A 14,071-nucleotide genomic window follows, 5' to 3' on the forward strand; every position below is an offset into this window, starting at 1 on the left:
GGCCCGGGCACGGTAGCCCGGCAGGACGCCCGGTGATGCGGGCACGGAATCCCACTTACCACCCCTGACCAGGGGACTTGAGGTTGAAAAAGGTTCACTGATCAGAATGGTCCATGCGGAGGATCGGCTTGATCACCTCGCCGCCGCGGCTCGCCGCCAGCGCCTCCCCGATCTCGTCCAGCCCATAGAACCTGGTCAGCCGGTCGAACGGGAAGCGGCCCTGCCGATGCAGCTCGATCAGCGCGCCGATCAGGGGCTGCGCGCGGCCGCTGCCGCCGAGCGTGCCGACGATCCGCTTGCCCCACAGGGTGGTCAGGTGGTCCAGCCCGAACTCCGCCCCGGCCGGGGCGCCGCCGATCAGCACGCAGGTACCGAGCATCCCGACGCTGTCGGCCGCCTGCCGGACGACCGGGATGACGCCGGTGCACTCCAGGGCGTGGTCGGCGGGCCCGCCGCACAGGCGGTGCACCTCGGCGACGGGGTCGGCCGCGCGGGCGTCCACGGTGTGGGTGGCGCCCAGTTCGGCGGCCAGCGCCAGCCGGGCGGGGTGCCGGTCCACCGCGATGATCGTGGTGGCGGGGGTGAGCCGGGCGGCCATCACCGCGGCCAGGCCGACCGCGCCGACGCCGTACACGACCAGGCTCGCCCCGGGGGCGGGGCGCAGGGTGTTCAGCACGGCCCCGGCGCCGGTGGAGAACCCGCAGGCCAGCGGACCCAGCAGGGCCAGCGGTACGTCCTTCGGCACCACGACCAGCGCCTCGGCCCAGGTCAGCGAGTAGGTCGCGAACGACGACTGCCCGAAGAAGTGGCTGTGCACCGGCGTCCCGCCGGGCCGGCGCAGCGCCGGTTGCCCGGCGCGCGGGCCGAGCAGCCGCCCGCCGCCGCACAGCGCCTCGCCGAGCCGGGCGCAGTACCGCGGCTCGCCGTCCCGGCAGTTGCGGCACGCGCCGCAGGAGGGCCAGCCGATGACCACGTGGTCGCCCGGCCATACCGCGGTGACGCCGTCGCCGACCGCGACGACCTCCCCCGCGCCCTCGTGCCCGAGCACGCCGGGGAACGGCATCGGCAGGTCGCCGTGCCGGGTGATCTCGTCGGTGTGGCAGATCCCGGAGGCGACGATCCTCACCAGCGCCTCCCCCGGCCCCGGTTCGTCGAGCTCCAGTTCCTCGACGCGGAACGGCGCGCCGAGCCTTTCCACGACGGCGGCGGTCACCTTCATCGCAGGTTCCTCCCGGCTACGTCAGGGGGCGACAGCGGCGGAGTCAGGCTCTCCACCAGGCGGGCCACGCGCAGGACGACGTCGTCGCGCATCGCCCCGCCGATGATCTGCAGGCCGACCGGCAACCCGTCGGCGAGCGCCACCGGCACCGAGATCGCCGGGAGCCCGGCGGCGTTGCACGGCGAGGTGAGCCTGGTCAGCACCGGCTCGATGGGCCATACCCGGCCCTCGATCGTGACGGTCATCGCGCCGATGGGCGGGGCCGTGATCGGTACCGTGGCGCAGATCAGCACGTCGTGGGCGGCCAGCGCGTCGCGCAGGGCGGCGGTGGAGCGGCGCAGCGCCGCCTCCTGCCGCTCGATCTCCCCCGCCGACGGCGTGGCCATGCGCATCAGCTCGGCGATGTCCGGCCCGAACAGCGCGGGATCGCGCTCGAACGCCTCCCGGTGGAACGCGCCCGCCTCGCGGACGATCCGCTCCAGCGCCGCGTACGGCATGAGCGGCTGGTCGGGAACGACGACGTCCGTCACCGGCACGCCGTGCCCGTCCAGCAGGGCACGGACGCCCGCCAGCGCGGCCCGTACCTCGGGGGCGAGCACCGCGTCGTACCAGCCGCCCAGCCAGCCCACCCGCGGCTCGCCCGGGTGATCCCGCGGCACCGGACCGGCGAGCGCACCCGTCAGCGCGGCGGCGTCGTCCACCGTGCGCGCCAGCACGCCAAGGTGGTCCAGCGAGGGGGCCAGCGGCAGCACGCCGTCCAGCGGGATCCGGCCGCGGGTCGGCTTGAAGCCGACGCAGCCGCTCAGCGCGGCCGGGATGCGCACGCTGCCGGCCGTGTCGGAGCCCAGCGCGCCGAGCGAGCTGCCCGCCGTCACCGAGGCCGCCGACCCGCCGGAGGAGCCGCCGGGGATGTGGCCGGGCCGGTAGGGGTTGTGCGTGGGGCCGAAGAACGGGCTGTCGGTGCGCCCGCCCCAGGCCAGTTCGTGGGTGGTGTGCTTGCCGAGGATCACCGCGCCCGCGCGGCGCAGGCCGCGTACCGCGCTCGCGTCCCGCTGCGGCACATGCCCGGCGAACCTGGGCGAACCATAGCCGGTGGGGACGCCCGCCGTGTCGATCAGGTCCTTGATGCCGATGGGCAGGCCGTGCAGCGGGCCCCGCCGCAGGCCGCGGGCCGCCTCCGCGGTCAGCGCGGCGGCCTCGGCGCGGGCCCGTTCGGCGGTCACCGTGGCGTAGGCGTGCAGGTCCGGCTCGGTGGCCGCGATCCGGTCCAGCAGGTGCTCGGTCAGCTCGGCGGGCGTGATCTCGCCGCGGGCGATGGCGGCGAGGGCCGCCGTGGCGGACTCAACGGGAAGCGACATCGCCGCCCCCGTCCCGTACGTGGTAGCCGACCGGGAACAGGCTCAGCCCGGTCCGGTCGCGCACCAGGCCCCACAGCCCGCCGGGCAGCCAGAGCGCCGTCGCGATGCCGACCGCGCCGAGCAGCACCAGGTACCAGGAGCCGTGGTCGGCGAGGACCTGCTGCAACCCGAAGAACACCAGCGCGCCGAGCAGCGGGCCCTCGATGTAGCCGATGCCGCCGATCACCACAATGAAGATCATGTACGCGGACCACTGCACGCTGAAGATGGAGTCGGGGTTGACGCTGAGCGAGCTGACCGTGATCACGCCGCCCGCCGCGCCGCAGCCCGCCGCCGAGATGAGGTAGACCAGCCGCTTGGCCCGCGTCACGTCGATCCCGGCCGAGCCGGCCGCGGTCTCCTCGTCCCGCACGGCCATCAGCGACAGGCCGAGCCTGCCGCGCAGCAGCAGGTAGCAGCCGCCGATGGTGGCCAGCGCGAGGGCGAGCGCGATCCAGTACGTGAGCGCGCCGCGCAGGGTCTGGTCTATGCCGGACATCCCGGCCAGGCCCTTCCCGCTGCCGCCGCCCACGCCGTCGATCCGCACCACCAGCAGCCGGTACACCTCGGCGATCACCCAGGTGCCCACCGCGAAGTAGTCGCCGCGCAGCCGGAAGGCCAGCCAGGAGGTGGGCACCGCGAACAGCGCGCAGGTGAGCGCGCCGAGCGGGACCGCCAGGTACGGCTGCACGCCCTGGTCGGCCAGCGCGATGACGCTGTAGGCGCCGATGCCGATGTACGCCTGCTGCCCCACCGACACCAGCCCGCCGAACCCGGCCAGCAGGTTCCACATGCTCGCCAGCGCGATCAGCACGAACAGGTTGACCAGCGTGTCGGTGACCGTGCTGAACACCAGGAACGGCAGCGCCGCCAGGACCACCGCGATCAGCGCCATGGCCGCGCCCGACACCTTGGAGGATCTGGCCGCGCGGCTCACCCGTACCTGGGCCGCCCGCGCGATCAGCGTCTGTGACAGTGTCATGCGGCCCTTCCCGCGAGCAGGCCCTGCGGCCGGAAGGCCAGCACGGCGAGGAAGATGAGATGCCCGGCCAGCAGCGTCAGCGCCGGATCGACCTGCGCGCTCAGCGACTGGGCGACGCCGAGGACCATCCCGCCGAGCAGGGTCCCCCACAGCGAACCCAGCCCGCCGATGACGACCGCCTCGAAGGCGAAGATCAGCCGGGAGGGGCCGATGGACGGGTCGAACGACGAGCGCATCGCGAACATCAGCCCGGCGAGCGCGACGGTGGCGAACGCGATGGCGGTGGCGATGCCGTACACGTGCCTGCTGTCGGCGCCCATCAGGCTCGCGGTCTCCCGGTCGTCGGCGGAGGCGCGTAGCATCCGGCCCAGGCCGGTGCGCGACAGGAACACCTGGATGCCCGCCAGCGCGGCGCAGGCCAGCAGGAACGTCGTCAGCGACAGGTAGCCGACCGAGGTGGACTCGGTGAGATGGAAGGAGGCGGTGGCGAAGGAGCCGCCGTCGAGCGTGCGGGTGTCCGCGGAGAAGACCTCCAGCAGGACGTTCTGCAGCACGATGGACAGGCCGAAGGTGACCAGCAGGGTGGCCAGCGGGCCCGCGCCCAGGCTGCGCTGCAGCAGTACCCGCTGGGTCAGGTAGCCGAGCAGGGCGAACAGCGGCACGGTCACCACCACCACGACCCACAGCGGCAGCCCGGTGCCGCTGACCATCGCGAGCGCCAGGAACGACGCGACCACCGCGAGGTCGCCGTGCGCGAGGTTGACGATCCGCATGACGCCGAACATCAGCGAAAGGCCGGTCGCGAACAGCGCGTACAGGCCGCCGAGCAGCAGCCCCTGGACGACGGCGTTGAGCCAGCCCATGTCAGTCGCCTCCCTTTTCCGGGGTCCCCCCGGCGTACGCCGTCCCGATGCCGAAGTAGGCGTGCTCGACCTGCTCGGGGGTCAGCTCCCTGGGCCGCCCGCGCAGCACGGACCTGCCCTCCAGCAGGCAGTGCAGCCGGTCGGCGACGCGCATGGCCTGCGAGACGTCCTGTTCGACGAGCAGCGCGGTGGTGCCGGCGGTGACGATGTCCGGCAGCACCTCGTAGATGCGCCGCACCACCACCGGCGCGAGGCCGAGCGACAACTCGTCGATGAGCAGCAGGGCAGGGTTGGACAGCAGCGCCCTGCCGATCGCCACCGCCTGCTGCTCGCCGCCGGAGAGCTGGGCGGCGTTCTGCCCGCGGCGGTCGGCCATCCAGGGGAACAGCTCGTGCACGCGGGCGAGGTTCCAGGCGCCGGGGCGCCTGCGGTACGCGCCGGCCAGCAGGTTCTCCTCCACCGTCAGGGACCGGAACAGCCGCCGCCCCTCCGGCACCAGCGCGATGCCCGCCGACACCCGCTTGTGCGCGGGCAGCCGGGTGATGTCCGTGCCGTCCAGGGTGATGGACCCCGACGCGGGCGGGTTGAGCCCGGCCACGGCGCGCAGCAGGGTGGACTTGCCCGCGCCGTTGGCGCCGATGATCGCCAGTATCTCGCCGCGCTCGACCTCCAGGCTGAGCCCGTCCACCGCGCGCAGTTGCCCGTGGTAGACGGTGAGGTCGCGGATCGACAGCAGCGTCATGGCCCCTCCTCCGCCGCGCTCGTCTCGGGACCGGCCCCGAGGTAGAGTTCGCGCACCTTGGGGTCGGCGAGCACGCGCATCGGCTCGCCGTCGGCGACCACGTCGCCACCGGCCAGGCAGATCATCCGCCCGACCGTGCTGACCAGCGCGTGGACGACGTGCTCGATCCACACCACGCCCAGCCCCTCGGCGTGCAGCCGCGAGACGACCTCGACGAGTTCGTGCACCTCGGGCTCGGTCAGCCCGCCGGCGACCTCGTCCAGCAGGAGCAGCCGGGGCGCGGTGCCGAGCGCGCGGGCCAGTTCCAGGCGTTTGCGCTGCAACAACGTGAGCCGGCCGGCCGGGGTGTTGGCGAGGGCGGCCAGGCCGGTGCGGTCCAGTACGTCCATCGCGTGCGCCCACGCCTGCCTGCCCGCGAGGCCCGCGCCCTGGTGGCCGCAGACCAGCACGTTCTCGAAGACGGTCAGGTGCGAGAAGGGGCGCGGCACCTGGTAGGTGCGGCCGATCCCGGCCCGGGTGCGAGCGTGCGGCGGGGCGCCGGTGATCTCCCGCCCGGCGAACCACACCTTCCCCCGGTCCGGCCGGAGGTCGCCGGAGATCATCCCGAACAGGCTGGACTTGCCCGCCCCGTTCGGTCCCACGATCCCCAGCGCCTCCCCGGCCTGTACCGACAGGGAGAGGTCATCGGCGACGGTCACCTTGCCGAAGCTCTTGGTGATGCCGGAAAGACGCAGCAGTGGCTCGGTCATCAGGCGTTGGTGGGCAGCAGGTCGCCGCCGACCGGGACGGCCTTGTTGGCGGAGTTGTCCACGATCACCACGTCCCAGGGGAACCGGTCGCCCTTGCGCCACTGGCCGCCGACCGGGTGCTGCAGCGCGATGCCGGGCTGCGGGCCCGCGGTGAAGTCGAGGTCGCCGCTCATGCAACTGATCTTCATGCCGCGCAGCTTGGCGGCGACCTCGTCGCGGTCCTTGGGGTCGCTCGCCTCCTTGAACGCCTGGATGGCGATCTCGAACAGCGAGTACACCGAGCCCAGGGCCTGGGTCCACTGCTTGCCGGTGGCGGCGGCGAAGTCGTCGGCGAGCTGCTTGGCGGACTTGCCGTCCAGGGCGGACTTGTAGGGGTGGGCCGGGCTCCACCAGAAGTCGGTGGCGATGTTGGCGGCGAGCCCGCCCAGCGCCTCGGCCTCCGACGGGAACAGCATGACCTTGGCGACGGTGGCCAGCTTGGGCTTGAAGCCCTGCTGGCGGGCCTGCTTCCAGAAGGTCTGGAAGTCCGGCGGGATCGGAGTGCAGGTGAACAGGTCGGCGCCGGACTCCTTGAAGGCGGCGATCTGCGCGGTGAAGTCGGTGGCGCCGTTCTGGTAGGCGCCGCCGTCCACCGGGGTGTAGCCGGACTTCTTCATCATCGGCCCGAGGCCCTGCCGGAAGGCGTTGGCGTCGGTGTCGTTGGGCCACAGCGCGGCGACGTTCTTGGAGGAGACGTCGGCGCGGTCCCACATCGGGAAGAAGCAGTCGGCGAACTCCTTCATGCCGAAGAAGAACAGCGTCGTGTACTTGAAGCCCTCGCCCGGCTTGCCGTTCCGGCCGTGGAACCACGCCTCCCAGGGGGCGATCGTGGTGACGTTGGGGATGCCGTTGGCCTCGCACTGGTCGGCCACCGGGTTGGTGGTGTCGGGCGTGGAGGACCCGACGATGAGGTCCACCTTGTCGCTGTTGATCAGTTGCCGGGTGACCTCGGTGGCGCGGTTCGGGTTGGACTGGGTGTCCTTGACGACGATCTCGATCCGCCGCTTGACGCCGCCCGAGGTGAAGCCGCCGCGCACGGCCTGCTGGATCTGCTGCACCACGAAGTTGTCCGCGGTGGCGAATCCGGCCAGCGGCCCGGTCTGGGGGCTGACGTAGCCGATCTTGAGTACGTCCGACGACGAGCCGCCGGTGCCCTTCAGGCCGCCGCAGGCGCTCACCAGGGACGCGCCGCCGAGCGCGGCCGCCGCGCTGAGAAAGGAACGGCGGCCCAGGCCGCCCGTGGGGGTGTCGCGCACGGCAAACTCCTTAGTCGACGGTGTTCACGGGCATCGCTCGTCCTCGGGACACCGCGGTCGCTCTTCGAGGGCATGACTCACTCGGCCACTCCGCAGGGGAAGACCGGAACCCGGGGGGCGGGAAGTTGCCCTGACCGTATGGTCCGGCCGACGCCAGAGCAACGGTGCGTTTCAGTGACTGAAACGGGATTTGTGCTATTGGAACGCCTGCTGGCCGCGCGGGCGGTGGCCGAGCCGCTTGGAGATCTCCGCGGCCGTGCGCCGCAGCGGCGGCTCCAGCCGGGCGGCCAGCGCCTCCACGGTGGCCGGGGCGCTGGTCAGGTGGACCGCGACGTTGACCGCGGCGACGACCTCGCCCACCCGGTCGCGGACCGGCGCGGCGAACGACCGCAGGCCCGGGGCCAGCTCCTCGTCGTTGACCGCGACGGCGCTCTGGCGCACCTTGGCCAGGGCCGCGAGCAGCTGCTCCCGGTTGGTGATCGTCTTGGGGCCGCGGCGGGCCAGGTCGGTGCGGTCGAGGATCTGCCGCAGCGCCGCCGGGTTCTTGTGCGCGAGCAGGACCTTGCCCATCGCGGTGCAGTAGGCGGGCAGCCGGGAGCCGACGTGCAGGTTGAGGTCCATGGCCAGGGAGTTTCTCCGGCTGCTGCGCCTGCGGTCGACGTAGACGACGTCGGGGCCGTCGCACAGGCCCATGCTCACGGTGCAGCCGGTCTCATCGGCCAGGGCCTGGAGGAGCGGCCCGGCGACCCGGGTCAGCTCCATGGAGTCGATCGCCGCGAAGCCGAGGTCGACCAGCCGGGGGCCGAGGAAGTACTTCCTGGTCTCGGGGTCCTGGCGGATGTACTCCAGCTTGGTCAGCGTGGCGACGTAGCGGTAGGTGGTGCTCTTGTTGAGCCCGACCGCCCGCGCCAGGTCGGCGATGCCGAGCACGGAACGGTCACCGCCGAAGGCGGACAGGATGCGCAGGCCGCGCTCCAGGGACACCGAGAAGGCACTGGAGTCGCCCGTCGCACGGCCGCGCGGGCGGGGAGGCTCGTCGTCGCTCACACCGTCAGGATACGGTCTGTTGGTTTCAGATATTCAAACGCTTTTGACTGCCGTGCCGAACGCGTGAACGCTGCTGGCCTGCACAGCCGTACGCGACGACGACCCGAGTGAGGAGACCGGACCCGATGGCCGAGGCGGAACCGACCTGGGGCGGCGGGGCGAAGCCGCGCGCCGGGCACTTCATCGGCGGCGAATGGACGCCCGCCGGTTCCGGCCGTCACTATCCGAACCGCTCGCCGTGGTCCGGCGCGGTGCTGGGCGAGGTCGCCGCGGGCGACGGGGACGACGCCACGCTGGCCGTCGCCGCGGCGCACCGGGCGTTTCCCGGCTGGTCGCGGGCGCTGCCCGCGACGCGCCAGCGGGTCTTCCTGCGCGCGGCCGACCTGCTGGAGTCGCGCCGCGCCGAAGTGCTCGCCGACCTGGCCGCCGAGACCGGCTGCGGGCGGCACTTCGGCGACGTCCAGACCGACTTCGCGGCCCGGCTGCTGCGCCAGGCCGCCCAGCTCACCTACCGGCCGATCGGCGAGGTGCTGCCCTCCGACATCGCGGGCACCCAGGCCATCGCGGTGCGGCGGCCGGTCGGCGTGGTGGCCGCGATCGTCCCGTGGAACGCGTCACTCGCCCTGTCCGGGCGGGCGATCATCGGGCCGCTCGCCCTCGGCAACACCGTGGTGCTCAAGCCGTCGGAGGAGTCGCCCTACACCGGGGGCGGGCTGTGGGCGCGGATCCTGGCCGAGGCCGGACTGCCCGCCGGGGTGCTCAACGTCGTCACGCACGCCCCCGGCGAGGCGAGCGGCATCGCCGACACGCTGCTGGCGAGTCCCCTGGTCAAGCGGGTCAACTTCACCGGTTCGACGCCGACCGGCAGGCGGCTGGCCGAGAAGGCGGGCGGGTACCTCAAACGGGTGGTGCTCCAGCTCAGCGGGCAGAACCCGCTGATCGTCACCGCCGACGCCGACCTCAATTACGCCGTGGACGCCGCCGTGTACGGGGCGTTCGTCCACCAGGGGCAGGTGTGCATGTGCGCGCGGCGGATCTACGTCGAACGCCCGCTCGCCGCCGAGTTCATCGACCGGTTCGCGGCGCGGGCGGCGGCGCTGCCCGCCGGGGACCCCGCCGACCCGGCGACCGTCGTCGGGCCGGTGATCAACGAATGGGCGCTCGCGCTGCTCGACCGGCGGGTCAGGGAGGCCGAAGGGCTCGGCGCCCGCGTGGTGGCGGGCGGCGTGCCCGCGCCGCCGTGCTATCCGGCGACCGTGCTCACCGGCGTGCCGGACGAGGCGGAGATCGCGCAGGGCGAGACGTTCGGGCCGGTGGTGATCGTGGAGGTGGCCGAGTCGGCCGAGCAGGCGGTGGCCCGCGCCAACGAGTCCGACTTCGGGCTGGCGGCCTCGGTCATCACCGGCGACCCGCGCCGCGGCCTGGCCCTGGCCGCGATGCTGGACGTCGGCATCGTCCACGTCAACGACCAGCCGGTCAACGACGAGCCGCACATGCCGTTCGGCGGGGTCAAGGACAGCGGCTGGGGGCGGTTCGGGCTGGGGTTCGCCGCCGAGGAGTTCTGTGAGCTCCAGTGGGTCACCGTGCGCGACCAGGACCGCGTGTTCCCCTTCTGATACGTCTGGTCAGCGGCCGTCGGTCATGCCGGAGACCCACCGCCTGGACTCGGTGGGATAGCCGTCGTCGAAGATCAGCCACGTCCTGGTCGAGCGGACCCCGTGCACGGCGTGGATGCGGGCCAGCACGACATCGCGCAGCGAGGCGTTGTCCGGCGTGCGGACCAGCATGACCAGGTCGAAGTCACCGCCGACGAACGCCAGGTGCTCGATGTGCGGGACCTCGCGCAGCCGGGCCAGGACCGCCCGCCAGGCGTGCTGGTCGATGGTGACCAGCACGTACGCCCCGGTGCCGAGCCCGGCGCGGACCGGGTCCACCCTGGCCGTGAACCCGGTGATCACCCCCTCGCCGAGCAGGCGTTCCAGGCGCGCGTAGGCGTTGGAGCGCGACACGTTGACGCGCTCGGCGAGCGCCCGGATGGACAGCCGTCCGTCGGCCTGCAACTCACGGATGATCGCCCTGTCGATGTCGTCCAGGACCGCCGCAGTTCGTCCTCCCCGGGCCGGGGCAGGTGGGCCTGGGGTGTGCAACTGGTCCATGGAAGCTCCGCTCTACGGCCATATGTCCCTGCTTTCGGCCGAGTGTTGAGACTTATGGCCGAACTGATTCATATTCCTAACACTGATGTAGTGCGGAGGTGAAGTCACATGACGGGTCTCGCGCAAGCCCTGCTTCCCTCGGCGGAACCGGTACGGTTCCTCACCGATGAGGGGGCCGTGGCCAAAGGCCGTCATCGGCACCCGGTCCCCGATCCCGGGCTGCTGCGCCGGGCGTACCGGGCGATGGTCGTCGGCCGCCGGTTCGACGCGCAGGCGACGGCGCTGACCAAGCAGGGACGGCTGGCCGTCTATCCGTCCAGCCACGGGCAGGAGGCGTGCCAGGTCGGCTCGGTCCTGGTCCTTTCCGAGGGCGACTGGTTCTTCCCGACCTACCGGGAGTCGGTCGCGCTGGTGACGCGCGGCATCGACCCGGTGGAGGTGCTGTCCCTGCTCCGCGGCGACGCGCACTGCGGGTACGACCCCGTGCGCCACCACGTCGCCCCGCAGTGCACCCCGCTGGCCACCCAGTCGGTGCACGCGGCCGGGCTCGCGTACGCCGAGCGGCGCAAGGGCACCGGACGGGTCGCGCTGGTCTGCGTCGGCGACGGCGCGACCAGCGAAGGCGACTTCCACGAGGCGCTGAACTTCGCCGCCGTGTTCAAGGCGCCGGTGGTCTTCCTGGTGCAGAACAACCATTACGCCATCTCGGTGCCGCTGGAGCGCCAGACCGCGGCCCCCTCGCTGGCGTACAAGGGCATCGGGTACGGCGTCCCGTCCGAGCGGGTGGACGGCAACGATCCGGTGGCGGTGCTCGCCGTGCTCACCGCGGCCGTCGAGCACGCGCGCTCCGGCCAGGGCCCCTACCTGGTGGAGGCGCACACGTACCGGCTGGAGTCGCACACCAACGCCGATGACGCCTCCCGGTACCGCACCGACGACGAGGCCGAGCAGTGGCGGCGGCGCGACCCGATCGCCCGCCTGGGGCGGTACCTGCGGCGGCGCGGTCACCTCACGGACGCCGACGTCGAGGCGTGGTCCGCCGAGGCCGAGGAACTGGCCGCCGGCCTGCGCGCGCGGATGAACGCCGATCCCGAACTCGCCCCGCTCGGGCTGTTCGACCACGTCTACAGCGCACCGACCCCGCAGCTCACCGAGCAGCGCGAGGTCCTGCGGGCCGAACTCGCGGCAGAACAGGCCGCCGAAGAGGCCGGGGAGGCATTTTCATGATCACGATGGCCCAGGCGCTCAACGCGGCCCTCGGCGACGCCATGGCCGAGGACGAGCAGGTCGTGGTGTTCGGCGAGGACGTCGGCGCGCTCGGCGGGGTGTTCCGCATCACCGACGGGCTGACCGCGAAGTACGGCGAGGAGCGCTGCTTCGACACGCCGCTCGCCGAGTCCGGGATCGTCGGGTTCGCCGTCGGCATGGCCATGGGCGGCTTCCGGCCCGTGGTGGAGATGCAGTTCGACGCGTTCGCCTACCCGGCCTTCGAGCAGATCGCCTCGCACGTGGCCAAGACTCGCAACCGCACGCGCGGGCGGGTCGGGCTGCCGCTGGTCATCCGCATCCCCTACGGGGGCGGGATCGGCGGCGTGGAGCACCACTGCGACTCCAGCGAGGCGTACTACGCGCACACCCCCGGCCTGAAGGTCGTCACGCCCGCGACCGTCCAGGACGCGTACTCGCTGCTGCGCGAGGCGATCGACGACCCCGACCCGGTCGTCTTCATGGAGCCCAAGAAGCTGTACTGGTCCAAGGCGGACATCGAACGCCTCGGGCGGACAGAGCCGTTCGGGCGGGCCGCCGTCCGGCGGTCGGGCGGTGACGCCACGCTCATCGCGTACGGCCCGAGCGTCCCCGTCGCCCTGGAGGCCGCAGAGGCCGCCGCCCAGGAGGGCTGGGACCTGGAGGTGATCGACCTGCGCACGATCGTGCCGTTCGACGACGCGACCGTCACCGCGTCGGTCCGCCGTACCGGCCGGTGCGTGGTGGTGGGCGAGGCCGCGGGCTTCGCGGGCGTCGGCGCGGAGATCGCCGCCCGGGTGCAGGAGCGCTGCTTCCACAGCCTGGCCGCCCCGGTGCTGCGGGTCACCGGCTTCGACGTGCCCTATCCGCCGCCCATGCTGGAACACCACCACCTGCCGAGCGTCGATCGCATCCTGGACACCCTCGACCGGCTGCAGCGCGACGACCTGCCCGACACGCGGTTCCTGGCCCTGGGCGGCGCGGCGTGAGCGCGACGGTCTTCCGGCTGCCCGACCTGGGCGAGGGCCTGACCGAGGCCGAGATCCTGGAGTGGAAGGTGTCGGTCGGCGACACCGTGGCGATCGACCAGATCGTCGTGGAGGTGGAGACCGCCAAGGCGGCGGTGGACGTCCCGGTCCCGCTCGCGGGCACCGTGGCCGAGCTGTACGCCGAGGTGGGCAAGGTCGTGGCGGTGGGCTCGCCGCTGATCGCGGTGAGCGGCCCCGGCGGGGACGCGGGCGGCGAGGCGCTGGACCCGGCGGCGGCCCGGTACCGCGAGGAGGAACGGGCCGGGTCGGGCAACGTGCTCGTCGGGTACGGCACGAAGGAGGGCAGGCGGTCGCGCAGGCGTACGGCCCGCAAGGCGTCACAGGCCGCAGGGCCGAGCACGGCGGGCTCGGCTGCGCCGACCGCAGGACACGCCGCAGCGCCCACGGCTGCACCGGCCGCAGGGCCGGGCGCGGCGGGATCGGCTGCGCCGGGCGCGGGGTCCGTTGTAGGGCATGTGCATGGTGAGGCCCCGCGGGTGATCTCGCCCGTGGTGCGCCGGCTGGCCAAGGAGGGCGGCATCGACGTCGGCGCGCTGCCGGCCAGCGGCCCCGGCGGCGTGGTGCTGCGCCAGGACGTCGAGGCGGCCATCGCCGCCGGGCACGCCCCCCGGCAGGACGACACCGATGTGGTGCGCGTGCCCCTGACCGGCATCAGGCGGACGATCGCCGACAAGATGTCCCGCAGCCGCAGGGAGATCCCGGACGCGACCACCTGGGTCGAGGTGGACGCCACCCCCCTGGTCCGGCTGAAGGAGGACATCCAGCGCGCCGACCCCGGCGCGCGGGTCGGCATGCTCGCCCTGTTCGCCCGGATCTGCCTGGCCGGGCTGCGCCGCTTCCCCGAGCTGAACGCCACGGTGGACACCGAGCGGCAGGAGATCGTCCGGATGTCCCGGGTGAACCTGGGGTTCGCCGCGCAGACCGACCGCGGCCTGGTGGTGCCGGTCGTCCGCGACGCCCAGCGGCTGACGCTGGCCGAACTGGCCGCCGCGCTGCGCGAGCGCACCGACCAGGCGCGCGAGGGACGGCTGGCCCCGGCCGACCTCACCGGCGGCACGTTCACGCTCAACAACTACGGGGTGTTCGGGGTGGACGGCTCCACGCCGATCATCAACCATCCCGAGGCGGCCATGCTGGGCGTCGGGCGGATCGCCGACAAGCCCTGGGCGTTCGAGGGCGAGGTGCGCCTGCGCAAGGTGGCGCAGCTCTCGTTCACCTTCGACCACCGCGTCTGCGACGGCGGCGTGGCGGGAGGCTTCCTGCGGTTCGTCGCCGACTGCGTGGAGCGCCCCGAGGTGCTGGTCGCCCACCTGTGACGGGTACGGCG

General features: G+C 73.0%; 13 protein-coding genes. 4 read left to right on the top strand and 9 right to left on the bottom strand.

Going from position 1 to position 14,071, the window contains the following annotated elements:
• Window positions 1–94 precede the first annotated feature (94 nt).
• From DP939_RS32130 to DP939_RS32165, 8 genes are all read right to left on the bottom strand, one after another.
• Window positions 95–1,219: an NAD(P)-dependent alcohol dehydrogenase gene (locus tag DP939_RS32130; protein ID WP_113984596.1), complete on the bottom strand. Its 1,125-nt coding sequence runs from the start codon at window positions 1,217–1,219 to the stop codon at window positions 95–97.
• Complete coding sequence (locus DP939_RS32135) at window positions 1,216–2,577, bottom strand: amidase (RefSeq protein WP_113984597.1); 1,362 nt, start codon at window positions 2,575–2,577, stop codon at window positions 1,216–1,218. Before DP939_RS32135 ends, DP939_RS32130 begins: the two co-directional genes overlap by 4 nt.
• Window positions 2,561–3,598 carry a branched-chain amino acid ABC transporter permease gene (locus DP939_RS32140; protein ID WP_113984598.1) on the bottom strand — a complete coding sequence of 346 codons (1,038 nt, stop codon included), beginning with the start codon at window positions 3,596–3,598 and terminating at the stop codon, window positions 2,561–2,563. Before DP939_RS32140 ends, DP939_RS32135 begins: the two co-directional genes overlap by 17 nt.
• Window positions 3,595–4,461, bottom strand: a complete 867-nt coding sequence (locus DP939_RS32145) for a branched-chain amino acid ABC transporter permease (RefSeq protein WP_113984599.1) — start codon at window positions 4,459–4,461, stop codon at window positions 3,595–3,597. Before DP939_RS32145 ends, DP939_RS32140 begins: the two co-directional genes overlap by 4 nt.
• A gap of 1 nt (window position 4,462) precedes the next feature.
• Window positions 4,463–5,203 (bottom strand): ABC transporter ATP-binding protein, encoded by a 741-nt coding sequence (locus tag DP939_RS32150; protein ID WP_113984600.1) that lies wholly within the window; start codon window positions 5,201–5,203, stop codon window positions 4,463–4,465.
• Window positions 5,200–5,952, bottom strand: a complete 753-nt coding sequence (locus tag DP939_RS32155) for an ABC transporter ATP-binding protein (protein ID WP_113984601.1) — start codon at window positions 5,950–5,952, stop codon at window positions 5,200–5,202. Before DP939_RS32155 ends, DP939_RS32150 begins: the two co-directional genes overlap by 4 nt.
• Window positions 5,952–7,247: an ABC transporter substrate-binding protein gene (locus DP939_RS32160; RefSeq protein WP_113984602.1), complete on the bottom strand. Its 1,296-nt coding sequence runs from the start codon at window positions 7,245–7,247 to the stop codon at window positions 5,952–5,954. Before DP939_RS32160 ends, DP939_RS32155 begins: the two co-directional genes overlap by 1 nt.
• Window positions 7,248–7,442: 195 nt before the next feature.
• Entirely contained in the window at window positions 7,443–8,294 is an 852-nt protein-coding gene (locus DP939_RS32165) for an IclR family transcriptional regulator (RefSeq protein ID WP_113984603.1), read from the bottom strand.
• A gap of 125 nt (window positions 8,295–8,419) precedes the next feature.
• Here DP939_RS32165 and DP939_RS32170 point away from each other — a divergent pair, with 125 nt between their 5' ends.
• Entirely contained in the window at window positions 8,420–9,910 is a 1,491-nt protein-coding gene (locus tag DP939_RS32170) for an aldehyde dehydrogenase family protein (protein WP_113984604.1), read from the top strand.
• Window positions 9,911–9,919: 9 nt separating this feature from the next.
• On the opposite strand, the gene DP939_RS32175 is transcribed toward DP939_RS32170, so the two are convergent.
• Window positions 9,920–10,450: an Lrp/AsnC family transcriptional regulator gene (locus tag DP939_RS32175; protein ID WP_113984605.1), complete on the bottom strand. Its 531-nt coding sequence runs from the start codon at window positions 10,448–10,450 to the stop codon at window positions 9,920–9,922.
• 108 nt (window positions 10,451–10,558) lie between these two features.
• Here DP939_RS32175 and pdhA point away from each other — a divergent pair, with 108 nt between their 5' ends.
• From pdhA to DP939_RS32190, 3 genes are read left to right on the top strand one after another with little or no spacing between them, the layout of a single operon-like run.
• Window positions 10,559–11,677: a pyruvate dehydrogenase (acetyl-transferring) E1 component subunit alpha gene (gene pdhA, locus DP939_RS32180; RefSeq protein ID WP_113984606.1), complete on the top strand. Its 1,119-nt coding sequence runs from the start codon at window positions 10,559–10,561 to the stop codon at window positions 11,675–11,677.
• The gene (locus tag DP939_RS32185; RefSeq protein ID WP_199565558.1) at window positions 11,674–12,684 is read left to right on the top strand and encodes an alpha-ketoacid dehydrogenase subunit beta; all 1,011 of its coding nucleotides are present in this window, start codon (window positions 11,674–11,676) and stop codon (window positions 12,682–12,684) included. Before pdhA ends, DP939_RS32185 begins: the two co-directional genes overlap by 4 nt.
• Window positions 12,681–14,060: a dihydrolipoamide acetyltransferase family protein gene (locus DP939_RS32190; RefSeq protein ID WP_113984607.1), complete on the top strand. Its 1,380-nt coding sequence runs from the start codon at window positions 12,681–12,683 to the stop codon at window positions 14,058–14,060. Before DP939_RS32185 ends, DP939_RS32190 begins: the two co-directional genes overlap by 4 nt.
• Window positions 14,061–14,071 lie beyond the last annotated feature (11 nt).

Origin of the sequence: Spongiactinospora rosea, from assembly GCF_003315795.1 — a bacterium.
Taxonomy (GTDB): domain Bacteria; phylum Actinomycetota; class Actinomycetes; order Streptosporangiales; family Streptosporangiaceae; genus Spongiactinospora; species Spongiactinospora rosea.